General features: G+C 43.2%; 19 protein-coding genes and 3 pseudogenes. 6 read left to right on the plus strand and 16 right to left on the minus strand.

Annotation, left to right across the window (positions count from 1 at the left end; translation table 11 throughout):
- Positions 1–220 (plus strand): transposase (locus tag H538_RS0112845; protein WP_026677952.1); only part of this gene is annotated, 220 nt, incomplete at its 5' end.
- Between the two features lie 322 nt (positions 221–542).
- On the plus strand, positions 543–1,247 hold the full coding sequence (locus H538_RS0112850) for an MBL fold metallo-hydrolase (protein WP_026677953.1): 705 nt from the start codon (positions 543–545) through the stop codon (positions 1,245–1,247).
- Between the two features lie 138 nt (positions 1,248–1,385).
- Here H538_RS0112850 and H538_RS0112855 read toward each other — a convergent pair whose 3' ends face one another.
- Together H538_RS0112855 and ltaE are read right to left on the minus strand one after the other, a co-directional pair.
- Positions 1,386–2,132, minus strand: a complete 747-nt coding sequence (locus H538_RS0112855; protein WP_035350822.1) for a Cof-type HAD-IIB family hydrolase — start codon at positions 2,130–2,132, stop codon at positions 1,386–1,388.
- 1,059 nt (positions 2,133–3,191) lie between these two features.
- Positions 3,192–4,229, minus strand: a pseudogene (gene ltaE, locus H538_RS0112860) (low-specificity L-threonine aldolase); the annotation flags it as partial.
- A gap of 157 nt (positions 4,230–4,386) precedes the next feature.
- On the opposite strand from ltaE, the gene H538_RS0112865 reads away from it, so the two are divergent.
- A complete protein-coding gene (locus tag H538_RS0112865) occupies positions 4,387–4,794 on the plus strand; it encodes a VOC family protein (protein WP_026677956.1) in 408 nt (135 codons plus the stop codon).
- Between the two features lie 55 nt (positions 4,795–4,849).
- Here the strand turns inward: H538_RS0112865 and H538_RS23840 are convergent.
- Positions 4,850–5,731, minus strand: a pseudogene (locus H538_RS23840) (YitT family protein).
- A 426-nt stretch (positions 5,732–6,157) separates the two neighbouring features.
- On the opposite strand from H538_RS23840, the gene H538_RS23845 reads away from it, so the two are divergent.
- Positions 6,158–6,664 carry a hypothetical protein gene (locus tag H538_RS23845; RefSeq protein WP_035350825.1) on the plus strand — a complete coding sequence of 169 codons (507 nt, stop codon included), beginning with the start codon at positions 6,158–6,160 and terminating at the stop codon, positions 6,662–6,664.
- Positions 6,665–6,748: 84 nt separating this feature from the next.
- On the opposite strand, the pseudogene H538_RS0112885 reads toward H538_RS23845, so the two are convergent.
- The 3 genes and pseudogenes from H538_RS0112885 to H538_RS0112895 form a co-directional block, all read right to left on the minus strand.
- Positions 6,749–7,700 (minus strand): annotated as a pseudogene (locus tag H538_RS0112885) (VanW family protein).
- 143 nt (positions 7,701–7,843) lie between these two features.
- Positions 7,844–8,635 carry a VOC family protein gene (locus H538_RS0112890; protein ID WP_026677958.1) on the minus strand — a complete coding sequence of 264 codons (792 nt, stop codon included), beginning with the start codon at positions 8,633–8,635 and terminating at the stop codon, positions 7,844–7,846.
- Between the two features lie 81 nt (positions 8,636–8,716).
- A complete protein-coding gene (locus H538_RS0112895) occupies positions 8,717–9,784 on the minus strand; it encodes a Gfo/Idh/MocA family protein (protein WP_026677959.1) in 1,068 nt (355 codons plus the stop codon).
- Positions 9,785–10,129: 345 nt separating this feature from the next.
- On the opposite strand from H538_RS0112895, the gene H538_RS0112900 reads away from it, so the two are divergent.
- Positions 10,130–11,008, plus strand: coding sequence for an AraC family transcriptional regulator (locus H538_RS0112900; RefSeq protein WP_026677960.1), 879 nt, complete (start codon positions 10,130–10,132; stop codon positions 11,006–11,008).
- A 196-nt stretch (positions 11,009–11,204) separates the two neighbouring features.
- On the opposite strand, the gene H538_RS0112905 is transcribed toward H538_RS0112900, so the two are convergent.
- Positions 11,205–12,629 carry an amino acid permease gene (locus H538_RS0112905; protein WP_026677961.1) on the minus strand — a complete coding sequence of 475 codons (1,425 nt, stop codon included), beginning with the start codon at positions 12,627–12,629 and terminating at the stop codon, positions 11,205–11,207.
- A gap of 233 nt (positions 12,630–12,862) precedes the next feature.
- Positions 12,863–13,627 carry a MerR family transcriptional regulator gene (locus H538_RS0112910; protein WP_026677962.1) on the minus strand — a complete coding sequence of 255 codons (765 nt, stop codon included), beginning with the start codon at positions 13,625–13,627 and terminating at the stop codon, positions 12,863–12,865.
- Between the two features lie 426 nt (positions 13,628–14,053).
- Here H538_RS0112910 and H538_RS0112915 point away from each other — a divergent pair, with 426 nt between their 5' ends.
- A complete protein-coding gene (locus H538_RS0112915) occupies positions 14,054–14,254 on the plus strand; it encodes a cold-shock protein (RefSeq protein ID WP_026677963.1) in 201 nt (66 codons plus the stop codon).
- Between the two features lie 35 nt (positions 14,255–14,289).
- On the opposite strand, the gene H538_RS0112920 is transcribed toward H538_RS0112915, so the two are convergent.
- The 8 genes from H538_RS0112920 to H538_RS0112955 form a co-directional block, all read right to left on the minus strand.
- The gene (locus tag H538_RS0112920; RefSeq protein WP_051291475.1) at positions 14,290–15,495 is read right to left on the minus strand and encodes an acyl-CoA dehydrogenase family protein; all 1,206 of its coding nucleotides are present in this window, start codon (positions 15,493–15,495) and stop codon (positions 14,290–14,292) included.
- A 128-nt stretch (positions 15,496–15,623) separates the two neighbouring features.
- Entirely contained in the window at positions 15,624–16,889 is a 1,266-nt protein-coding gene (locus tag H538_RS0112925) for a serine hydrolase (RefSeq protein WP_081412655.1), read from the minus strand.
- A 171-nt stretch (positions 16,890–17,060) separates the two neighbouring features.
- Positions 17,061–17,183, minus strand: coding sequence for an FbpB family small basic protein (locus tag H538_RS25580; RefSeq protein WP_081412656.1), 123 nt, complete (start codon positions 17,181–17,183; stop codon positions 17,061–17,063).
- A gap of 161 nt (positions 17,184–17,344) precedes the next feature.
- Positions 17,345–17,590, minus strand: coding sequence for a hypothetical protein (locus tag H538_RS0112935; protein WP_026677966.1), 246 nt, complete (start codon positions 17,588–17,590; stop codon positions 17,345–17,347).
- Positions 17,591–17,618: 28 nt separating this feature from the next.
- Positions 17,619–19,082: an NCS1 family transporter gene (locus H538_RS0112940; protein WP_026677967.1), complete on the minus strand. Its 1,464-nt coding sequence runs from the start codon at positions 19,080–19,082 to the stop codon at positions 17,619–17,621.
- An 88-nt stretch (positions 19,083–19,170) separates the two neighbouring features.
- Complete coding sequence (hydA, locus tag H538_RS0112945; RefSeq protein WP_026677968.1) at positions 19,171–20,586, minus strand: dihydropyrimidinase; 1,416 nt, start codon at positions 20,584–20,586, stop codon at positions 19,171–19,173.
- 22 nt (positions 20,587–20,608) lie between these two features.
- A complete protein-coding gene (gene preA, locus H538_RS0112950) occupies positions 20,609–21,880 on the minus strand; it encodes an NAD-dependent dihydropyrimidine dehydrogenase subunit PreA (RefSeq protein WP_026677969.1) in 1,272 nt (423 codons plus the stop codon).
- A gap of 29 nt (positions 21,881–21,909) precedes the next feature.
- On the minus strand, positions 21,910–23,283 hold the full coding sequence (locus H538_RS0112955) for an NAD(P)-dependent oxidoreductase (RefSeq protein ID WP_026677970.1): 1,374 nt from the start codon (positions 23,281–23,283) through the stop codon (positions 21,910–21,912).
- Between the last annotated feature and the right edge of the window lie 84 nt (positions 23,284–23,367).

Consider the following 23,367-nt stretch of genomic DNA (forward strand, 5'->3'; position numbering starts at 1 on the left):
ATCAGGAGAACACCTTGAACAGGTAAAGTTCCAAGAAAGCGACTATTTCAAAGAAAAATCCAAAGAACGCTACAAAATTGAAGCAAAAAATAGTGAATTAAAAAACAGACACGGGTATAAAAACGCAAAATCCTCGGGTCTTTTTGGCATGGAAATACAAAGTGCCACGACCATATTTACCGTAAATCTTAAGAGGATAATAAAACTAATGAACCCATAAAACAGAAAAACAGCCCGCAAAAAAGAATAAAAAAGCCGACTTTTTTACATTAAAATTAGTAAAAAAATCGGCTTTTTTTCTTATGTAAAGAATGAATTAAAAAAACACCTTAGTTTTTCAGCGGCCTCGCCTTTTGCCATAGTGTTGTCCTCCAGCTCCTTGAGATTCATAATAGGTACTTTCGATAATTACCGCGAATACTCCTTCATGCTAACCTAAAATGAAAAATTCTTCTGATAGACGAATTAACGAAAAAAGAAGCTGCCCTCGCTTTGATCTCAAGTATACTTAAGATAGTATCTAATAAGGAGGACTCTGATATATGGAAATCATCCAATTGGATTTGAAATTCAACTACAATGACATGGAGATGGTTATACATCCTTCGGTAATTAAAGATGAAAAGGAGATTATTTTGGTTGATTGCGGGTATCCCAATATGCTCCCAATTTTGGAAAAAGAACTTGAAAATAAAGGAGTTTCACCTGAATCCGTAACGAAGGTGCTTATCACTCATCATGACGATGACCATATGGGCGCATTATATGAATTTAAGAAAAAATACCCCGGCATTAAAGTCTTAGCAAGCGATATCGAAAAAGACTACATTTCCGGAAAAAAGAAATCCCTGCGCTTGATCCAGGCTGAAGAAATGTTGAATCATTTGCCCGAAGAAGAGAAAGATTTCGGATTGGCATTTATTGAGAACTTAAAAAAAATAAAACACGTACCGGTTGATATTGCCGTCAAAGACGGCGATCATTTCGAATGGGCTGGAGGGTGTAAAATTCTATCAACTCCCGGCCATACCCCGGGCCATATATCCATCTATAATGAAAAATTGGATACAGTCATCACCGGCGATGCCGCGGTAGTTGAAAATGAAAAATTGAGCGTAGCCAATCCCCAATTTGCGCTAAACCTTACAGATGCAACAAAGTCTTTAGAAAAACTGGTTAACCTCAATGCCAGAAACTATTTTTGTTACCATGGCGGGACATATATAAATGAAAAACAAAAAGAGTAGCATGATTCATTTAATCCTGATGTCTAGCCGCTGCCGCCACAATAAAGTTAGAACGCCCGTTTGACCTTATTTCAAACAGGCGTTCTTTAGTTTAGTTCCATATAATCAAACTTCATTGTCAATGCTTTAGATCTATTCTCAATCTAGAACCCAATGCCGGATGGCCTTGGCCACGCCGTCTTCTTCATTTGTCCCGGTAATCCAATCTGCCGCTTCTTTCACCATATCCTGCGCGTTGCCCATCGCGACACCAAGGCCCGCTTCGGTGATCATCGCAATATCATTCAGGCTGTCCCCCATGGCGATCACTTCATCCATTGTGATCCCCAGCTCCTTACAGACTCTCTTCAACCCCCTCGCCTTATTGATCCCGAACGCATTCAATTCAATATTCGTCAGGCTGGAGTTGCTGATTTCAAGCGCGTCATTTTTTCTGAGTTCCCCTAAAATCGTTTCTCGTATTTCATCATCCACGACGTTAAACCCGAATTTCAGCCATTCAAGATCCGCGCAATTTTCCGGAAACTCATCACGCCAAACGTTATCTGTTGAAACCGCCCAAAACTTGGTTTGATGTGTTTTTGACAGTTCCAGCATGGCCTGTATATGATCAAATTCAATCACATTTCTCTCGATCAAATTTCCATTGTTATCCCATATTTCGCTTCCATTGACAGTGACAAGATAGGAAGAAAGCTTAAGGGATTGGGCATAATCCCGGCATGTCGTTAACGTTCTTCCCGTGCTCAGGACAACGTGCACTCCTCTTTCCTGCGCCTCTGCGATCGCCTTCCTGTTTCCTTCCGATACCTCCGAATGATCATTCAGCAATGTTCCATCCATATCAAGCGCAATCAATTTGAATCTGTTTTTATTGTCTCCCACTCCAAACACCCTCTCCTCTTTTTACTATTAGAGTAGCACATGTGAAAAGCGATCAGCATTCAGAAATACTTTATTTTTCCTTAAAAAAATAAATAATCGATTAGGGAGAGCAATTTCTTAATCTCGCGTGTTTATCTATTTATTCGAGATCGGTATCTTTCATTTTCGGTGTGTTATCTTTCAATTCGGGCTCGTTATCAATCAATTGTGCCAAGCAATTTCTTAATCCTGCGTTTATCGATTCATTCGAGATCGTTATCTTTCATTTTCGATGTGTTATCTTTCAATTCGGGCTCGTTATCAATCAATTGTGCCGAGCAATTTCTTAATCCTGCGTTTATCGATTCATTCGAGATCGTTATCTTTCATTTTCGATGCGTTATCTTTCAATTCGGACTCATTATCTATCAATAGTGCCGAGCAATTTCTTAATCCTGCATTTATCCATTCATTCGGGAGCCGTATCTTTCAATTTCGGTGTGTTATCTTTCAATTCAGACTCGTTATCAATTAATTAAGCGGAGCAATCACTTAATCCTGCATTTATCCATTCATTCGAGCTCGTTATCTTTCAATTTCGGTGCGTTATCTTTCAATTCGGGCTCATTATCTATCAATAGTGTCGAGCAATCACTTAATTTTGCATTTATCAATTCATTAGGGATCGGTATCTTTCAATTTCGGTGCGTTATCTTTCAATTCAGGAGCGTTTTCAATCAATTGTGCCAAGCAATCACTCAACCCTGCATTTATCGATTCATTCGGGAGCCGTATCTTTCAATTTCGGTGTGTTATCTTTCAATTCAGACTCGTTATCAATCAATAGTGCCGAGCAATCACTTAATCCTGCATTTATCGATTTATTCAAGATCGTTATCTTTCAATTCGGACTCATTATCTATCAATAGTGCCGAGCAATCACTTAATCTTGCATTTATCAATTCATTAGGGATCGGTATCTTTCATTTTCGGTGCGTTATCTTTCAATTCGGTATGCCAGGGCCCTGCAAAATAGCCGCATAAAAAAGCAGAAAGCCGGTCGCCGACTTCCTGTTTGCCTTATTTCCCTGCTATAATTTGAGCGATTCGCTCTATCGCCGTTTGCACCATTTCATTTGTCACTTCCCGATGGGTGACAAAACGAATGATTCCATCATCAAATGGTCCTGCCAAAATGCCAGCTTCCTTTAATTTTGTTAAAAATTGTTCGTTTGATAGTCCAGTTTCCCTTATATCGCAAAGAATGATATTCGTTTCAACGCCGTCGACATCGATCGTAATACCGGGAATAGCGGATAATCCTTCCGCAAACTGACGGGCATTCGCGTGGTCCTCTGCCAGCCGATCGACCATTTTTTCCAGAGCGACAATTCCCGGAGCCGCTAGTACACCGACCTGGCGCAATCCGCCTCCGAGACGCTTTCTCCATTTGCGCGCTTTTTGAATGAATGATTTGCTTCCAGCCAAAATGGATCCGACGGGTGCTGACAACCCTTTCGATAAACAAATTTGCACGGTGTCGGTATACTTCGAAAACTCTTTAACTGGTATACCCGAAGCTACTGCGGCATTAAACAGCCTTGCCCCATCAAGATGGACCGGAACATCTTTTTCTCGGGCAATCTCGTATATCTCTTTCATTGTCTGGATCGGAATAATTTTACCGCCCGCTTTATTATGCGTATTTTCCAAACAAATCAACCCTGTTTCGGGATGATGGATATCCTCGCCGCGGATCGCTTTTTTCACTTCAGATGGGTCCATCGCTCCTCTTGTCCCTTGTATTGGTCTTGTTTGAACGCCGGCAAGAGCTGACGCGGCCCCCGCCTCATATAAAAAAATATGGGATTCTGCTTCAAGAATCACTTCATCCCCCGGCTGGCAATGAGTCAAAATGGCAACTTGATTCCCCTGGGTGCCACTTGTGACAAATAGCGCATCTTCTTTCCCGAGAATCTCGGCTGCAAGTTTCTCCAATCGGTTAACGGTCGGGTCTTCCCCATACACGTCATCTCCAACTTCGGCATTCATCATCGCTTCTCTCATTTCTTTAGTCGGCTTCGTTACCGTATCGCTTCGAAAGTCCATGTCTCCTTCTCCCCAATGCGTTTTTTAATCATTATACACCGGATGTAGTTCAACCATCAGTAACGACGTTTGCATCTAATATGAACCGATCATTTGTATATATGCTCATTATTTTATATAGTTAACCAAATGGTAGTTTAAGTCATAAATAAGGTGGAAACTGAACATGAAAATCTCAAACCAAAAAATTACGACGTTTTTAACGTTTACGGGACAAGCTGAGGAAGCGATGAATTACTACACTTCCTCGTTTGATCGTTCAGAAATCGTCAGCATTACCCGCTATGGAGAGGAGGTGCCGGGCAAAGAGGGAACTGTAATGCAGGCCGTTTTTTCACTGAATGGACAAACGTTTATGTGCATTGATTCCCCTATTGAACATGAATGGACATTCACTCCTGCCGTTTCCTTATTTGTCACTTGCGAAACGGAAGAAGAGATTGATCGATTGTTTGAGGAGTTATCTAAAGATGGTGCAGTTCTCATGCCACTCGCCGAATACCCATTCAGCAAAAAGTTTGGCTGGGTCAATGATAAGTTTGGCGTTTCGTGGCAATTGAGCCTGGAAAAATAACGACTTGAAAAAGAAGCAACGGCATTTGCACCGTTGCTTCTATTTATGGAGTGAATTAATGAATATCCTTCTTCTTAAACCGGCCTCCGCGGACTTCCGCGATGTCGGCTACGGCAAGAAACGCGGATGGGTCAATTTCTTCGACGATCGTTTTCAGCTTTGCTTCTTCAAGGCGGGTAATGACGCAAAAGACAACCTTTTTATCATCCCCCGTATATGCGCCTTCTCCTTGTAAATAAGTTACGCCGCGCCCAAGACGGGCCATAATAACGTCTCCAATTTCGCGATGTTTGTCGCTGATGATCCATGCCGATTTTGATTCATCAAGCCCCTGGACAACGACATCGATGGTTTTATAGGCGATTACGTACGCTAAAATGGAGTACATTGCCCGATCCCAGCTGAATACAAAGCCAGCAGCGCCTAAAATGAACACGTTGAAGAACATAATGATTTCTCCAACCGAAAAAGGAACGTTTTTATTAATAAGAATGGCAAGTATCTCAGTGCCATCCAGTGCCCCTCCAAAGCGGATGACAAGCCCTACGCCTATGCCAAGTACCATCCCGCCAAAGATAGTGGCAAGCAAAATATCATCCGTAAATGCGGGAATCGGATGAAATAATGATGTAAAAAAAGATTAAACGATAATTCCAAAAAGGGTGGATATCGCGAAGGTTTTCCCAATTTGCTTTCGTCCGAGGAAGAAAAATGGAAGGTTGAGCAAGAAAATAAATAATCCCAGCGGCAAGCCCGACAGATGGGAAAGCATAATTGAAATGCCGGTGATCCCTCCGTCGATGACGCTGTTCGGCACGAGAAAGATTTCAAGTCCGGTTGCCATGAAAAGGGCGCCTAAAATAATGGCAATGGCCCGTTTTGCGATTTGAAGCTTAGGCAATCGTTGATGCTGCAGCTGTGATTTTACTAGTTCCATAGGATCCCTCTCTTCTATAAATGTTTTCTCGAAACAGAGGGAATGTTGTCGTTTAAAGGTGCTTTCTGCCAACTCAGATTCTGTTCTATTTCAATCTGCTTCATTCATCATGTGTCCCCGCACTTATGACCGACGCAAACGAGAATGTTCCTATTTTAGAATTCCTTTATTTAGATCTATTCTCTAGGAAGTCCTAAAATAGAAAATTCTGCAACTGTAAAAGGACTTCTTTTCTGAAATCCCCGGAACCTTTTGGCAAAGCGCCTCTTCCCTCGTCTCTCTATTATATATACGGTTTAAAGCGTAAAAGGTTTCATTTTTTTCAATGGTTACAAAAAAGAATCTACTTTGAGCGATTGCCTTGAAACAAGAGATTGATAACTTGAATACAATATAAGAGATTGCTAGAATCGAGGTGATCTTTTAGTGGATAACATAAATGAACATATCATCACAAGGCACTTGAAGGAAGTTGTCATTGTTCCAGAGCATGTAGAACGAACGGAATCCGCAGAGTTCCGAAAATCAAAGAAAAGGCTGAAAGAAGACGGTCATTATAGATGCTGGATGTGTGGATCGCAAGAGAATCTGCATGTGCATCACGTCGGCCTTGAATGGAGCCTCGCCAACATCGGAGACTTCGCAAAACTGAAAGAATTTCTTGAAATGTTTGACGTTTATGGGTATGGCCGTTTGCTCAAAAACCAGCCGATAACGTCTGTAGATGATATACGAAATATGATGGTTCTTTGCCAGGAGCACCATACCGGCGTTAATCACGAAAACGGCGGAAGCGGAACTGGCATTCACGAGATTACTTTTCCCATCTGGTTGATTCAGAAGCTGGCTAAAGATGGCGTGCATGCCGTTCCGCAAGCTGGCGAAACCTTGCAGGAAGCTGAAAAGACGGTAAAAGAACACGGGTCAGACTAAATCAGGTCGTTAGAAACGGCTCTTTTTTTGCCTTTACTTGCCGCTGATTTTTCATAGAGCTGGGCGTAATAAAAACCCGAAAATTCAGGGCATCGTTTTTTCGGGTTCTTTATAAAAATTTTGGGGGAATGTCCTGACATTAATTTCTTTTGGCACGGGTTGAAACGCCCGGAACTTTACGCGGCTCGTAATTAATGACATCCGAAGAATAAAGCATAACAACCATGCTGCCTCCGTATTTTTTTGCCCGGATTAAAATCGGCTGGTTGTATTTGTTTTGAAAGCGAAAATCAGGCCCGTACCAGCTTACTGTAGCATCTCGGCCAGGCGGAACATATGGGACGCTCCTGCTATGGGAAAAGCGTTCAACAATTCGCAGACCCGCACGGTCAACAGCATTAAACAACGTTGATGACACCTGGCAAATTCCTCCGCCAATTCCTTCTGACAGCTCTCCTTTTACGATGACGGGGGCGCGCTTATATCCCTTTTCCGCGGTTCTTATTCCAACCACCTGATTAAAGGAAAACGTTTCGTTCGGAAACACGACATAATTGTTAATAGCTTGAGCCGCGAGGGAAATGTTGTGTGCGCGGCTTTGATTACGAGCGTTAAAATAGGTCACGTATTGGCCGATCTGTTTGACGCGAATATGTGCCAGCAGCTCGCTATCCACACGGGGATAAACATTCATCTCCGGAATTTCGATTTTAGAAGGTCCCTTGCCAAAAAAGTAAGCATAAAATTGCTCTTTAAATGAAACCCGATCAAGCCTGTGCCCTGTCTTGCCCTGGATAATAGTTCCTTGATCATTTATCCTCGCATTGACTGGCGCTTCATATGTTTTCTGATCAAGCTGGTTAATAAATTGATTGTATTTTTCCGCATTCATTATCGGTGTGCCGGGAAGTGGCATCGTGAAATCCGTCCGATGAACGACCGCAATCGTCTTGCCATGTTGGGTTAATGTTAAACTGTCAGAATGATTAAGGGGTTGGATAAGTAAAAGAAGTCCAGTAATCCATGAAAGTTTCATGATGTATACCTCCAACCTTAGTATGAACATGCCCCGCTTTTTTATGACCGCTTCTTCACTTTGCCCGGGCAACTTGAAAAGACGCCTTTCCAACTGGATGGAAAAAGCGTCATTCCAGGATTTACTGAATATCCTCATTAAGGTCATTGGAATGAATTGAGGCTGGGCAAATTCAATCCCGGGATGAATGAGGCTTTAAAATCCGGGGTATGTTTGATCGAAAAATTGTAAGTTTCTTTTGAAAAGTGAAGCTCGTTTGAGTCTAATCGTGATCCTTCTATTTTCCCAGCTGCCTCGTGGATATATTCCTTATCAGGTGTGCCGAATGTCACTTTCATTTGAGGGGGCAACGCTTTCATAGCAATAGGAATCCAGGGCCTCTGTTTGGAAACAACGACAGCGTGGGCCGTTCCGCTTATGACGAAGTTAAAAAGGTCCGTTTCCTTTTCTGTTTTCATTCCGAGTCCGCTTTTTAGCCAATCGCGAAAAGCGGGAACGAAATCGACCGGAAAACCGATTTCCCTTAGATATAGTGTTTTAAGGCTACCGGAAGCAGTCAATGCATGCTCTGAAACGTATTGATGTGAAATGATTTCGAGAAGATTTCCATCTCCATCGCGAAAGTACATATTCTTCCTGCCATCGGTTTCGTCAATATATTGGCCGTGTTCTTGCCTTAATACCAATAGGCCTGATTCCAGCACAAAAGACGCTACCTTATCAAACAGAGAATATGGAACTTGAAAGGCTAAGTGTGCAGGAGCAATCGGTTCATATCTTTCTTTAAAACTTAACGTCGTAAATGGGGTGATCTGGAACCGGATAAAATCCGCCGTTTCATAGATAATAGGCAACTTCAGACGATTCAAGTAACATTGCTTCACTCCCTGTATGGACACTGTGTTTAATTCCAGATCTGCAAAATGGGTAATCATTTCATCACCTCAATCATTTTTCTAAAGTCTTTACTCAAGACGTGTATCCATTTCTTTTGAACGTTTTCAGCATTGGCATTCTTATAACGTAACTTTTTTCCCTTTATCGGATGATTGGCGAACGGCATCCAGGATGGCCTGGGTTTTATGGCCGTCGGAAAAAGTAGGCAAATCAGGATCTATTCTATTGCTCACAATCGCTTCATATAGTTTGTCAAGAAATGGCTTAAAGGCGGGATAATAACGTGAAGCCGTGTATGGCATATCTTTCGGTGCTTGAATGTCTTCTATATCAATGTTCTCTAAAGACTGGTTCTCAAACCCTAGCTGAACAATTTGATCATCATTTAAAACAACCGTGCCTTTAGATCCATAGATTTTCAAAACCGACCCGAATCCATGGTTGGCGGCACTCATCAATTGCATTTTAAACGTTGTCCCACTCTTGAACTTTCCACTAATAAAGAAGGAATCGTCTGCATCCCGATATTCTGTAATTCCATGTTCATCTGTAAATTCAGGAATATGTACGTTTAACTGCGCAATCAAAGTTGATACCTCCTCGTCCATCCACCAGAGGATAGAATCTATCATATGTGATCCCATCGCGCCTAACATGCCGCCAAAATTTTTTTGTTGGCCAGCCCATCCTATGTTTTCAGTCGTTAGTGCGTGATAACCCGGAAAACTAATATCGTAATCAATGTGGAGGACTTTACCGATTTGCTCTTCGCTCAATATTTTTTTTACAATTTGTCTGGCTGAAAGAAATCGCCATTCAAAATTGACAAAACCTGAACGTGACGATTTCTCTTGAGCGCGCATCATCTTTTTTGTTTCATCTAGATTAAGAGCCATAGGCTTTTCACATAAAACATGGGCTCCGTATGAAAAAGACGTGACCGCCATTTCACAATGCAAAGAAGGAATGGCTGCGATTGAAACCAGATCCAATTGTTCTTTTTCAAGCATTTCTTTCCAGTCGATATAAATATTTTCTATCCCTGTTTGTTTTTGGACTTTCCCAATGTTTCCCCTTGCCACACTACATACGGAGATCACGTCAAACCCCGGATGAGATTGCATGATCGGAGCATGCACATCGGCACCAAATCCTGTGCCGATGATTCCAACACGTAATGGCTTCATTTAATTTCCTCCCACTGAGCTAATTGCAAACCATTTTATCCAATATTCAGTCTATTACGAGTATAACTTTTTTATAAACTGATTGCCAAATAAAGAGAAACGGATATCGTATGGTTTTTCTACTCAGACAGGAAAAGGATTTTTTAATATCTATCACGAATCCAAGAAAATAAATACAAAAAAGGAAACCGTGCAGGATATTCGGAAAATAGCGTACCGTTTTGATATCAGTTTTAAGTACACTTCGTTAGATCAGTGAAGAATGAAAAACCGCAAAAAAAGTCAAGAACAACACCTCTTTCGCCGTTATACTTTGAATCAAAGCTAAGGGAGCCGGGTGAACACATGAAGTATTATGAAGGCATTCAGAAAGTGATCGATTATATCGAGGAAAATTTGAAGAATGAAATTTCGCTGGAGGACATCGCGAAGATTGCAGGCTATTCGATGTACCATTTCCATCGCATTTTCCAGTCGTATGTGAAGGAATCGGTATCTGAATACATTCGAAGAAGACGATTGACAAAGGCGGCATACGATATCCTTCATACGAAAGAAAAACTTGTCGATATCGCGATTGAATACCAGTTTGAAACTCATGAATCATTTACTAGAGCTTTCAAAAAAATGTTTCATGTAACGCCAGGATCATTCCGACAAAACAACGAGAGATTACTTATAAGAGAAAAACAGCGAATCACTGAGCAAAAGCTACACTATCTAAATGGAGGGATGGCAATGGAGCCAAAAATTGTTGTGAAAGATCAATTTACAGTGGTTGGTATAGCCTGTTCAACAACGTTGACCGAGAGCAAAGTTCCGGCCCTCTGGGAAGAGTTTCTTTTAAGAGTAGGAGAAATAAAAAACAGAATTTCACCCGATTTAATGATGGGAGTAAGTGAATTTGCCACGAATCACGTTCATGAAGATTTTTCATACATGGCATGCGTTCCTGTAAGCAGCGTCTATGATCTGCCAGCAGGAATGGTATGCAAGACCATCCCTAAAAGGGAGTATGTAGTTGTCACTCATAAAGGGAAGCTAGATTCACTTGGAAACGCTTTTGATTACATTTATGGCAGCTGGTTGCCGAAATCAGGATATGAGCTGGTGCAAGGAGATGATTTTGAAATCTATGATAAACGATTTTTAGGCGCAGACAATGAAGAGTCACAGGTCGATATCTACATTCCCATTCGAAAAACTGGTGAAAACGCTCTTTAGTTTAGAGAGGAAAATAAGGAGGATCAAGTGTTATTTCTTCGCCTGATCCCCCTGTCATTTTTCTTTAAAATGGCATGCTCCGTTAGACTAATGTTGATAAAAACGCGGTCATACGCTTCAAGCATCTGGTTCACTTCTTGAGTCAAAATACAAAATTCGCAACTGGCACCTTCTTCAGGTGCTTTTTTTCGAACATTTATAACGTTTCGCTCTGATTCTTCTTGAAGTCCCGGGCCTGTTTGCCGCTCACTTTTTTCCAGATAAAATAGGCAATTGTCACCGCGATCAAGAAAGGGAACCCAAGAGTCAATGTCGCCTTGAAATCAGGCGAAAACCATGTGGATAAAACGACGAGCGCCAAAAGCACGGCTCCAATGACCGTTAAATACGGGTACCCGATCATGCGAACCGGCAGTTTCCCTCCCCCCATCTGATTCCATCTTCGCCGGAAAAAAAGGTGGGTAACAAAAATCATAAACCACGCAAACATCGCCCCGAAACTCGATACGGAAATCATGCCCATGAAAGCTGTCTCCGGTGAAACGATGGTATAAATTGCAGCGATGGCAATCCCAATGGTTGATAAGGCAAGCGCCATTACGGGAACGCCTTTCCTGCTCAGCATTCCGAAGCTTTGAGGGGCATATCCTGCACGCGATAATGAAAACATCATGCGCGTTGAGATGTAAAGCTGGCTATTCATGGCTGATAGAGCAGCGATTAGGATGACAAAATTCATAATCCCTCCGGAACCGGGAATATTGATGAGCTCCATTACTTTAACGAATGGGCTTTCTTCACCGCCTGCAGCTTTCCACGGGACAATCATCAGCATGAGAGAAAGGGTCAAAAGATAAAACAGGACAAGGCGGAAAACAGCGGACTTAAGCGCTAAAGGGACGGCTTTCTCGGGCTCTTTCGCTTCCCCGGCGCTTACCGCGATCATTTCAATACTCAAATAGCTGAAAAGCGAAAGAAAAATGGCAATCCACATTCCCCAGAATCCATTAGGAAAAAATCCGCCTGCTTTCGTATAATTTTGCGGCCCCATTTCCGGATGCCTTCCCGAGCCAAACAGAACGATGCAAGCCAGGACGATAAATCCGATAATCGCGATAACTTTGATCATCGAAAACCAATACTCGACACTTCCAAATAAATTGACGCTTGTCGCGTTTACATAGAGCAAAACGGCGGAAAATAGAAGAACCCATATCCATCCGGGAAAGGAAGGAAACCAATACTTCATGTAGATCGAAATAGCCGTTACTTCCGTCCCTACCGCACAAACGAGACAAAACCAATACGAATAGCGGACGGCAAACCCCGCCCATGGGCTAATGTAACGTTCCGCATAAGCGCCAAAAGATCCTGAAGTAGGATAGGCGACGGTCATTTCCGCAAGACACCCCATAAGCAGAAGGGCAATGACAGCTCCTATGGCATAGCTGACAATGCCGCTCGGTCCCGCTGTACGGATAGCAAGGCCGCTCCCCAGAAACAAGCCTGTTCCAATCGCGCCTCCGATTGCGATCATTGAGAGTTGGCGAGTCGTCAACCCTCGATTCAATCCTTTTTCTCTTTCCATAATGTCCTGGAAATAATCTTTTTGCTCCCCCATTGAACTTCCCCTTTCGAAGTTGAAATGATTTCTTTTGATTCATAAAACGATTGCTATGCGTTCTTTGTACATAAACAATGGAACATTTGTCAATTTCGAAATTTCAGAATATGGGATTGGAAACAAAAATATTTAGATCATAAAACTTTGATTCTGGCAATAACCATCGTTTGAAAAAATGAATAACAGCCATTACCCCTTTAAAGGTAATGGCCGTTACTAAAAAGGAACGCTTATTTTTTTATGCCTGTATAGATGTGAATGGCATCCCGCAAAAATTCAGCCGCTCCGGTTCCCACCTTATCATAGTATGCAGTAAACCTTTCATCATCCACATACATTTGGGCGACGCTGGCATGGGCTTCTTTTGTGTAGCCATCCCAATAAAACAATAGCCACCTGCGATGCAAATCCGCCGCCTTCTGGGCCAACTCTCCAGCCGGGTCACCTGTTGCAAATGCCTTTTTAAGTGTAGACAAAATATCTTCGCTTAATTTTTCGACTTCCGCATATTGCTCTTTCGTCATGTTTTTAAGTTTTTGATTGGACTGATCAACAACTTCATTCCCATACTTCGAACGGATTTCCTCGCCATACATCTTTTCATTTTCATCAATCAGCTTTTGCTTGAAACCTTCAAATTTTTCTTGATCCGTCATTGTCATTCTCCCTTCTCGCGTAGCCAATGTTTTATCAACATTCGCAATCAGCTTATCCAATTGTTCTCGTTTTGCCAGAAGTTTGTCCCGATGTTCTTTCAGTGCATGGGTTAGATCAAACGACGGTGATGTTACAATTTTCTTTATTTGATCCAGGCTCACACCGAGTTCTCTGTAAAATAAAATTTGCTGCAGCAGATCGACTTCTTTTTGCCCATAAATGCGATACCCTGACGAATTGATTCTCGCCGGCTTAAGAATCCCAATTTCATCATAATACCGCAAAGTCCTCGTGCTGACCCCTGCGAGTTTTCCTAGCTTTTGCACTGTATATTCCATGTTCTCAACCTCCTGACAATTCCACTTTACACCTTTACGTAACGTCAATGTAAATAGCTTTTTGAAAAAAATTTTGCAAATTTATTTTACAATCGTTTCTTTCCATGTTATCATTAGTTAACCATTTTACTTAATTAATATATATGGATTTAAGAGCAAACCGTATTTTCATTTAGGTGTAGCGACTTTATAATCCCTGCACGTTGTAGAATGATAAATACGGTTTTTTACTTTTTCCAACGTATTAGAGGTTGTTCAAATAAGTCCGGGGGCTCACAGGACGTGAGTCAGTTCGATGTTATCACAGGATGTGATGGTGTCAGTCGTACTTCCTGGCCTGTTTGTCCCCCTTTTTGAACACTCGTAATTTTGTAATTTGGTTAAATTTTGTACTTGAAGAGTACCTAAATGGAGGAAATTATTTTTATGCAAAACGGTAAAGTAAAATGGTTTAATGCGGAAAAAGGGTTTGGTTTCATCGAAGTTGAAAATGGTGATGATGTATTCGTTCATTTCTCAGCCATTCAAAGTGACGGTTTTAAAACATTAGAAGAAGGTCAAGCGGTTACTTTTGATGTGACTGAAGGCCAACGCGGGCCTCAAGCTGCCAACGTAAGAAAAGCATAATCGCAGCCAGCGTAAGAAAACCCTTTGTTTCAGAATTAAAATGAAACAAAGGGTTTTTCGTTTGCTGTTTTTAATGCATGATTGGCCAATAAAGAAAGGGTTGAATCGTCCATTGGCGGATTATGAAGCCCTGCCCGAACGTTCAAGTAATAGCGTTGGAGAGGATTGGCCTCCGACAAGCTTCTTGCGCCTACAATTCGCATCGCGTGATCGACAATGGAGATCGCGCTATTGGTAACGATATATTTAGCAGCCGCCAGCTCGGGCTTTAGTTCATTGCGGTCGGTTGCCGAATCGTATTTTTCAGCGACGCTATAAAGAAAATGCCGCGCTTGCATCAATTCCAGCTCCATTTTTCCGATCGCCTGCTCTACCGTCGGCAATTGGCCGATCGGATGTTTTAAACTGTTTGGCTGGTAATGGGCGGCAAAATCGAGGCAATAATTCCGGGCCGCTGTCGCGATTCCTAAATAGCATGCTGGAATATGGAGGAGCCAGCCGCTGTTTTTAGCGCTTGATTTTCCTGGAATCTTTTTTTCTACTAAATATTCTTGAGGAATCTTTACTTCATGCATGACGAGATCATGGCTTGCCGTCCCGCGCATCGCCACACTGTCCCATGTCTCTTCGATCGATACGCCCTCAACCGTTTTTGGGATGAGGAATTCTCCCACTTCATCGGTCCCTTCAATGGATGCTGTTACAAGAAAATAGTCTAAAACAGGAGACATGGTCGTGAACGTTTTCCGGCCTGAAATGCTCCAGCCGCCCTTGTCTCTGGAGGCGGAAGTTGCCGGTTTCCCCCCTCTTGTCGGGCTCCCCGTCTGGCGCTCTGTTGCCGCCCGATTCAATAGCGCCCCTTTTTTGACTTGTTCACAAATATAGGAGAACATTGTCGGCTCCCACGTGCGATTTTCCGCCAGATCCATTACAATGCCGACATGCCAGCCGATCGATAACGCCGTTGAACCGCAGCCCCGGGCAATTTGTTCCTGGAATAGCAAAAAGTCATATAACGATATCTCTTCTCCCCCGAACTCTTTCGGCAATGATATGCTCGTATAGCCAATATCTTTTAAATCCTGAATATTTTCAAATGGAAACGAGCCTTTTTCTGTTAGCTCATGTTCCCGTTTCGCAAACTGAGGTGTTACGGCTTTTAATTTTTTCATTATTTTTTGCTGTGTTTTCGTTTTGATAAAACCGTCGTTCACAATCGTCACGCCCTTCTTTTTACACATTTTATTTCATCCAATGTCAGCCGAACGTTTTAGATTAATCACATTATTACACTATTCCGATAAAAACAAAAGGTTTTTGCAATAAGATAATAAAAAGTCTGTCACATAAGACAGACTTTTTCTTTGAGTTATTCCATTGCTTTATAAACGATGGTGGCGATCTGTTTCGTCAGGACACCGGTATTCGGATAGCCGTCTTTTTTCAGGCCATTATTTTGCTTATTCGTTAATACGTAAATTTGCAAATTGTTTTCAGGGTCGATGATCATTTGCGTCCCCGTCGAACCGGTATGGCCAAACGTCGAATCGGAATGCAACGTTCCCATATACCAGTTTTTGTTTCGTTCCCATCCGTACCCTTGTCCAAATCGGTGTTCGGATGTAAATTCACGCAACGTTTTTTCATGATAAAGCCTCGTTTTTCCGTAAGTTCCTCCGTTTAGCATCGCCTGCCCCAATATGCTCAAGTCTTTGGCTGTCGAAAACAAACCGGCGTTCCCGCAAACGCCCCCGTTCGAATAATAACAGATGCCATCATTCACTTCTCCGACAAGCGTGTAATGTCTCCATTTTTTAAAGGACTCCGCCTTTTCTTTAGACATTGCGTTGTATTCCTCCGGATTTCCCCACGAGGTTGCAGCTACTCGATTTTTTAATTTTTTGCCAGGCTTAAACATCGTATCGGTCATATGAAGCGGTTTGTAAAATTCTTTTTCTAAATATACATCAAGGGGCTGCTTCGTTATTTTCTCAATAATAAATTGGAGCGTAATAAAATTAAAGTCACTGTAAACCCGTTTGGATCCGGTTTTGTAATTCAGCTTCATATGATCAATGTAGTCCAACATTTCTTTCGGGTTGGCTGCTACGAGATACGAAGGTTCCCACGATGCAAGTCCGGAAGTGTGTGTCAATAAATCGGCGATCGTTATATGTCCTTTGCCGTTTTTCCTGAATTCCGGAAGATACTTCACGACGCGGTCTTGAACCGAAAGCTTTCCTTCATCAACCAGTTTCATAATCCCCTGGGTCGTTCCCATCACCTTCGTAATCGATGCGAGGTCAAACATCGTATTCGCCGTCATTTTGCGCGGCCTGCTCAGCAATTGGCCCATATCAAATTTATAGGCATAACCATACGCGCTTTCTTTAATAATCTTCCCGTCTTTTGCGACTAATACGACTGCCCCGGGAGTAACACCATGAGCAATCGCTTTTTTTACAACGTTGTCGATCTCACTAAGTTTTCTCCCGTTGACGCCGGCTTTCTCAGGAGAGCTGTAAGTTACAACGTAATGTTCCGTTTTTTTTACCTGTGCACTTTTTCCAAACAAAAGAAGGATAGCCAGGCTTAAAATCCCTATCGCCAGTCCAATTGAAAATCGTTTGATCATTTTTTTCCTCCACAAACTCTGGATCTAGTTTCTTTCCTTTATTATTACCATACTAACAAAAAATAGCTTGGAGTACTTCTTTTATCTGCAAATAAATAAGCCAATCTCTCGAAAAGAGATTGGCTTTATTTAAAAATTCGAACAATTCACGGCGTGCTTTTAAATGAAAAACTATTTCGAGTATTTATCATCAATTCGTTTTTCAATTCTTGTCATTTCTTTTTGATCTTTCAGCAGTTCTTTCTTATTCTCTGATACTAGCTGCTTGAAAGATAATTTGATTGTTCTTCTCATATTCCATCACCTTACTTTTTCAATTTTTAACTCTGATTAAGTATACCTCATTTTTTGAATAGTTAAACCGTCAAATTGTTAAAAGTTTTTGAATGTTTGGTTAATAAATTGTGAAAATAATGAATACCCCGAATCAAAACATTCGGGGCATCCCTAAATTTTCACTTTGCATGGGTGGGGTTCCGTTGTTGCTCTATGATGATAGAGGAACAATATTTTCTTGCATCTGCATTCGAGAGCTGCAACACTTCCTTTTTGTCCCTGTTATTACCTGGCATCTTTTCCCGGAGTTCAAATTCAACAATTGATCCATCTAACGTTTCTGTCACTTTCACAATCCGGTACCCTCGCTCAACAAGAAAATCGAGTTTTTCTTTTTCAGAAATGTATTCTTCATATGCTGACATCAAACCCCTCCTTTATAAAGGCTTTTTTCTATTGCACGCTTAATGGAGCCTGTTCCGGTACAAGTTCTTCGCCCAGTTCAATCGTCCAATCCCTTCCTGCAGTAATGCCAAGGTATTTCTCATCACTTGGGTCGCTCAGTTCGGCCTGCGGATATTTCTTAAACCACCAGAACTTCGCAAGCATGTAATAACTGAACGCACCTGCGGCAAACCCGACAAGAAATGAATAGGCCGGGAGAAAATAAGCGGCAATTCCGCCAATCCCCCATGAAAGCAAGCCTGCGATATTCACACCGCCCGCATAATAAAATTGCCCGTTGTTTTCATACAGGTCATGCACATTGACTCTTCGTTTTCGAATGAGATAATAATCGGCGTAAAGAATTCCGACAATTGCGGATAAAATCCCTCCGACGGTCAATAAAAACGGCACGAGCACAGCGAACAAATTCCACGGTTGGACGACGGAACCGACAATTCCCGCCGCAAACACCCCGACATAGAACGGAACTTTTGGGCCTCCTACGTTCGAGAAGATAACGGCTGCCGGAATGACATTCGCCGCCGTATTCGTTGACCATTGGGCGAAAACGATCATAAGAAGCAATATCCCTAAAACAAAGCCGTTTGCTGCTTCTTGCAGGGCAACAACCGGATCATAATTTTGCACCGCGATATAAGAGACACCGCCGATGATGATCATAAAGGTTTGCGTTAATGGAAGAGCAACCATATTTCCCATAATCGCGTTTTTGTTTCGCTTGAACCAGTTCTTTTCATACTTTGGCGCCTTTATGAAGCGGGAGATGGAAGGAATGTCGGCAGCGAGCGTCGCCCAGAATCCCATATTGCTGAAGATAACGATGATGAAAGCTGTAAACGCTGCCGTACCTGTGACCGGACTTTCTACCCAGTTCCAGACGTGGCGCCCATGGGCGAGGGCTTTATCCGATAATGTCCCGTACATCCAGATCGAAATTAAAATGATGACAGGAGCGGCCAAATCCGCGAATTTTTCAACCGCCTTAATCCCAAACGCCGTATTCAATAGTTGGACAATCGCAAAGAGGATATAACAGATAAACCAATTGTCAAACCCCGTTAATGTATTTAAAATGCCATTTAAAGCAGTCGACCCAAAATACGTGTTAATCCCAAACCAGAATGAAGCGGTAAGACCCCGGACGACGGAAGGGATGTGGGTGCCGATCGTGCCGAACGGCGCCCGCATATAAACAGGAAATGATAATCCGTGTTCGATTCCGATATCGCCAATGAGCGTAATAAAAAATCCGGTCGCAAGGGTTCCAATAACCGTCGCAAGAACGACCCAGCCTAAAGACAAATGCTTAACACCTTCTCCACCAATCGCAAACGCAGCTAAAACGACGGCCATTCCAATCCACATTGTTGAAAATCCAAAACTACCAATCTTTCGGTTTTGGTGGGTAATGGGAAGTAAATCAGGTGATTTTAAATAACTTCCTTTCATGCGACTCATCCTTTCAAAGGACTATTTTTACACAACCCTGGCTGCGTCTAACTGCAGAATAGTAGATTCGTCTTTGTCTAAACGGCTGCTATTTTGTGACAACTTGTTTCGGCGCTTCGATTTCCTGGGAAAATTTTGCCCGTTTTAAATAACGGCCTCTTCCCGGTTCAGCCACTAATTTTTTATCACGGATCACAAATTCTCCTCTTGATAGGACGGAAATCGGTTCACCTGTAATTTCCATTCCTTCAAACGCATTGTAATCAACGGCCATATGATGGGTTTTCGCTGAAATGGTACGTCTGGCGTTCGGATCGAAAATAACAAGATCGGCATCGCTTCCTGCCGCGATCGTTCCTTTTTGCGGAAACAGGCCAAACAGCTTCGCATTTTTCGTTGATACAATGTCAACGAATTGATTCAACGTGATCCGGCCTTTTTTCACTCCTTCCGAGAACAGGACGCTTACCCGATCTTCAATGAACGGGCCGCCGTTTGGAATTTTTGTAAAGTCGCCTTTTCCAAGATCCTTTTGCCCTTTAAAGTCAAATGAGCATTGATCCGATCCGAGCGTTTGCAGCTGGCCGTTTTTCAACGCGTTCCAGAGCACATCTTGATGCCACTTTTCTCTAAGAGGCGGTGACCAGACGTATTTCGCTCCCTCAAAATCTGGTTTTTCAAGGGCAGACTGGTCAAGCAGCAAGTATTGCGGGCACGTCTCCCCGTATACTTGAATTCCGTTGTTCCGCGCTTCAATAATCTTGCCTACTGCCTGGGCGCAAGAAACATGGACGACATACAATCGGGCGTTCGCAAGCCCTGTCAGCATGCATGCCCGGCCTGTTGCCTCTCCTTCAACTTCTGGCGGTCTTGTAAGGGCGTGGTAAATCGGGTCGGTCTTTCCTTCTTCAAGCGCTTTTTTACACAGGTAATCAATGACATCCCCATTTTCGGCATGAACCATAACAAGCGCGCCGTGCTCTTTCGCTGTTACAAGCGTATGGAAAAGCGTTTCATCATCTGCCTGGAATACATTTTTATACGCCATGAACACTTTGAAAGATGTAATTCCATCTTCTTCAATCACTTTCGGAATTTCCTTTAACACGTTTTCGTTAATTTCCGAAATCATTAGATGGAAGCTGTAATCAATAACGGCTTTATCTTTCGATTTGGCGTGCCATGTTTTAATCGCATCTTTCAATGGCTTCCCTTTGTCCGTCAAACAAAAATCGATGATCGTCGTTGTTCCGCCAAACGCCGCCGCTATTGTCCCCGTTTCAAAATCATCTTTCGTGACGGTTCCGCCAAACGGCATTTCCAAATGGGTATGCGGGTCAATTCCGCCGGGGAAGACATAACAGCCATTTGCATCGATCACCTCTGCACCTTCAGAAGGCAAATCCGTTCCGACCGCTTTAATTTTTTCATTTTCGATTAAAATTTCGGCTTTAAATGTATCTGTGGCGGTGACAATCGTTCCGTTCTTAATGATTTTTCTCATGATAAAAACCTCCTAGTATCGATTACGATTGATTCGTTAAACGGCTAATCGCCATCTGCCGTTCATTCCATGTCATCGGCGGTTTTTCATAAGGGAGTTCGACCATGTCAATCGCTCCATCGACCGGACAAACGATCGAGCATAAGTTGCAGCCGACGCAATCTTCCTCACGAACTTGCAAATACGGCTCTCCGTTTGCATCAATTAGTCGTTCAATGCACTGATGCGATGCGTCTTCACAAGAAATGTGACATTTATTGCAGTTAATGCATACGTCGTTGTTGATACGGGCAACGACCCGGTAGTTTAAGTCAAGATTTCCCCAATCGGAATATTTTTCAACAGATTTCCCGACAATTTCACGAACCGAGGAAATGCCTTTTTCATCGAGATACGAATTGAGGCCGTCGATCATGTCTTCAACAATGCTGAAGCCATGGTGCATCGCAGCGGTAGCGACCTGGACGTTCGTCGCGCCCATCAGCAAAAATTCTACGGTATCCTTCCAATTGGAAATGCCGCCAATCCCTGATATCGGCACATGAACGTCGGGATTGCGGGCACATTCGGCAACCATGTTCAGCGCAATCGGCTTGACGGCTGGACCGCAATATCCGCCGTGCGCTCCTTTCCCGGCCACGTGAGGAATCGTGTTCCACGTATCAATGTCTACGCCTGCAAGACTGTTGATCGTATTGATCATGCTGACCGCATCCGCTCCGCCTCTGACAGCTGCTCTTGCCGTTACAGTGATATCGGTAATATTCGGCGTTAATTTCACAATGACCGGCGTTTCTGCTACTTCTTTTACCCACATCGTTTGCGCTTCCACTAAATCCGGCTGTTGTCCGGAGGCCGCTCCCATTCCCCGTTCCGCCATCCCGTGCGGACAGCCAAAGTTAAGCTCCAGACCATCGACGCCTACATCTTCGACCCGCTTGACAATGTCATGCCATTTTTCACGTTTCGGCTCTACCATAAGCGAGGCAATGATCGCATGATCCGGAAACCGTTTCTTCGTTTCATAGATTTCCTTTAAGTTCACGTGAAGCGGACGGTCTGTAATAAGTTCAATGTTATTAAACCCGGCTACTCTCTGGCCGTTAAAACTAACAGCGGCAAATCGGGAAGTCGTATTAATAATCGGTTCGCCAAGCGTTTTCCAGACGGCCCCTCCCCATCCGGCTTCAAAAGCGCGCTGGACTTGATAGCCGGAATTCGTCGGCGGAGCCGATGCCAGCCAGAACGGATTCGGTGATTCTATTCCTGCTAGATTGCTTCGTAAATCAGCCAAAGGTAAAACCTCCCCACTACTAGATTAAGTTAAGCGCTTTCTATGCCAGCCTTTGTCAGTTGCTTATGGATCGCATACGCCGTATCTTTTCCTTGCTGAGCAGCCGTCACGACCATTGCCTCTCCATGGCCATCTCCAAAAATTACGTCGCCCGCCGCATAGATTTTCGGATTGGAAGTCTGGCAAGTTTCTAGATTGACTTTTACGATACCCCGGTGGTGTTCAAGCCCGAACGCTTCGATGACGTCAAGATGTCTTGTCTGGCCTATCGCTTTGACCACCGCATCGACTTCAAGAATAAATTCCGATCCTTCAACCGGCATCGGACGGCGGCGTCCATCCGCACCCGGCTCTCCTAATTCCATGCGCCAGCATTCGAGCTGTTTGACGTTCCCCTTTTCGTCCCCGATGATTCGTTTTGGAGCGGTCAGCCATCTAAATTCAACGCCATCCTGTTTGGCAAAGTCGTATTCAAAATCGTAGGCTGTCATTTCTTCTTGCGTTCGGCGGTAAAGAATTTTCACATTCGCTGCACCAAGCCTGACTGAACACGTTGCGGCATCAATGGCTGTATTGCCCGCACCGATTACGGCTACACGCTTTCCGACAAGTCCTTCTTTCAAATCAGCTGTCTTTGTCGCTTCAACAAACTCGATCGCATCATGCACACCGGCCAAATCTTCCCCTTCAATGCCGAGCATCGGGACTTTTCCCATCCCGATTGCCAGAACGACCGCATCAAAATTTTCCGTTATTTCATGGGCTTCAATATCGGCTCCGACCCGGACATTCGTAATCATTTCAACACCAAGCTGTTCAACTTGCTTCACTTCCCATAACGGAACTTCTTGAGGCAAACGGAACGAAACGATTCCGTATGTATTTAATCCTCCTGCCTTATCCTTTGCCTCAAAAATCGTCACTTCATAACCCAATCGCGCAAGCTCTCTTCCGGCTGATAAGCCGGCCGGTCCGCTTCCGATTATTGCTACTCTCCTTCCATTTTTTTCACCCGGCTTAAAAAGTGACTGTTCATTTTTAATCGCCCAGTCCGTCGCGTACCGCTGCAAGTCGCCAATCCTGATCGGCTTTGTCGAATGGTTTAAAACACAGGCTCCTTCGCATAGTTCTTCCGTCGGACATACCCTCGAACAACTGGCGCCAACCGGATTCGCTTCCATAATTGTTCTTGCAGACCCTTTTAAATTTCCGCTAGCGATTTTTTTAATGAAGGATGGAATGTTAATCCCGGTTGGACAGGCTTGAATGCATGGCGCGTCATAACAATAAAGGCAGCGGTTGGATTCATCCCTTGCTTCAGCTGGCGTCAAGCCTGCCTTTACTTCCTGGAAGTTCCGCGCAAGCTCGGTTAAAGAGATAAACGCACTCTTTTTTGTGCCCACAATTTTGACCTCCCTGTCGTCATTTCATACAAACATTCGATAACCTGGTTTTGTCCAGGCCTTTAGGTTCGGACTCTACTTATG

The sequence above is a fragment of the Fictibacillus gelatini DSM 15865 genome (assembly GCF_000430745.1).
Taxonomy (GTDB): Bacteria; Bacillota; Bacilli; order Bacillales; family Fictibacillaceae; genus Fictibacillus_A; species Fictibacillus_A gelatini.

What these genes read in the sequence shown, in the direction of transcription:
- H538_RS0112925 (WP_081412655.1), bottom strand. Translation starts at nt 16,889, where the DNA reads ATGATCAAACGATTTTCAATTGGACTGGCGATAGGGATTTTAAGCCTG.
- H538_RS0112910 (WP_026677962.1), bottom strand. Translation starts at nt 13,627, where the DNA reads ATGGAATATACAGTGCAAAAGCTAGGAAAACTCGCAGGGGTCAGCACG.
- H538_RS0112865 (WP_026677956.1), top strand. Translation starts at nt 4,387, where the DNA reads ATGAAAATCTCAAACCAAAAAATTACGACGTTTTTAACGTTTACGGGA.
- H538_RS0112935 (WP_026677966.1), bottom strand. Translation starts at nt 17,590, where the DNA reads ATGTCAGCATATGAAGAATACATTTCTGAAAAAGAAAAACTCGATTTT.
- H538_RS0112940 (WP_026677967.1), bottom strand. Translation starts at nt 19,082, where the DNA reads ATGAAAGGAAGTTATTTAAAATCACCTGATTTACTTCCCATTACCCAC.
- H538_RS25580 (WP_081412656.1), bottom strand. Translation starts at nt 17,183, where the DNA reads ATGAGAAGAACAATCAAATTATCTTTCAAGCAGCTAGTATCAGAGAAT.
- H538_RS0112915 (WP_026677963.1), top strand. Translation starts at nt 14,054, where the DNA reads ATGCAAAACGGTAAAGTAAAATGGTTTAATGCGGAAAAAGGGTTTGGT.
- H538_RS0112900 (WP_026677960.1), top strand. Translation starts at nt 10,130, where the DNA reads ATGAAGTATTATGAAGGCATTCAGAAAGTGATCGATTATATCGAGGAA.
- H538_RS0112905 (WP_026677961.1), bottom strand. Translation starts at nt 12,629, where the DNA reads ATGGGGGAGCAAAAAGATTATTTCCAGGACATTATGGAAAGAGAAAAA.
- hydA (WP_026677968.1), bottom strand. Translation starts at nt 20,586, where the DNA reads ATGAGAAAAATCATTAAGAACGGAACGATTGTCACCGCCACAGATACA.
- H538_RS0112895 (WP_026677959.1), bottom strand. Translation starts at nt 9,784, where the DNA reads ATGAAGCCATTACGTGTTGGAATCATCGGCACAGGATTTGGTGCCGAT.
- H538_RS0112850 (WP_026677953.1), top strand. Translation starts at nt 543, where the DNA reads ATGGAAATCATCCAATTGGATTTGAAATTCAACTACAATGACATGGAG.
- H538_RS0112890 (WP_026677958.1), bottom strand. Translation starts at nt 8,635, where the DNA reads ATGATTACCCATTTTGCAGATCTGGAATTAAACACAGTGTCCATACAG.
- H538_RS0112920 (WP_051291475.1), bottom strand. Translation starts at nt 15,495, where the DNA reads ATGTGTAAAAAGAAGGGCGTGACGATTGTGAACGACGGTTTTATCAAA.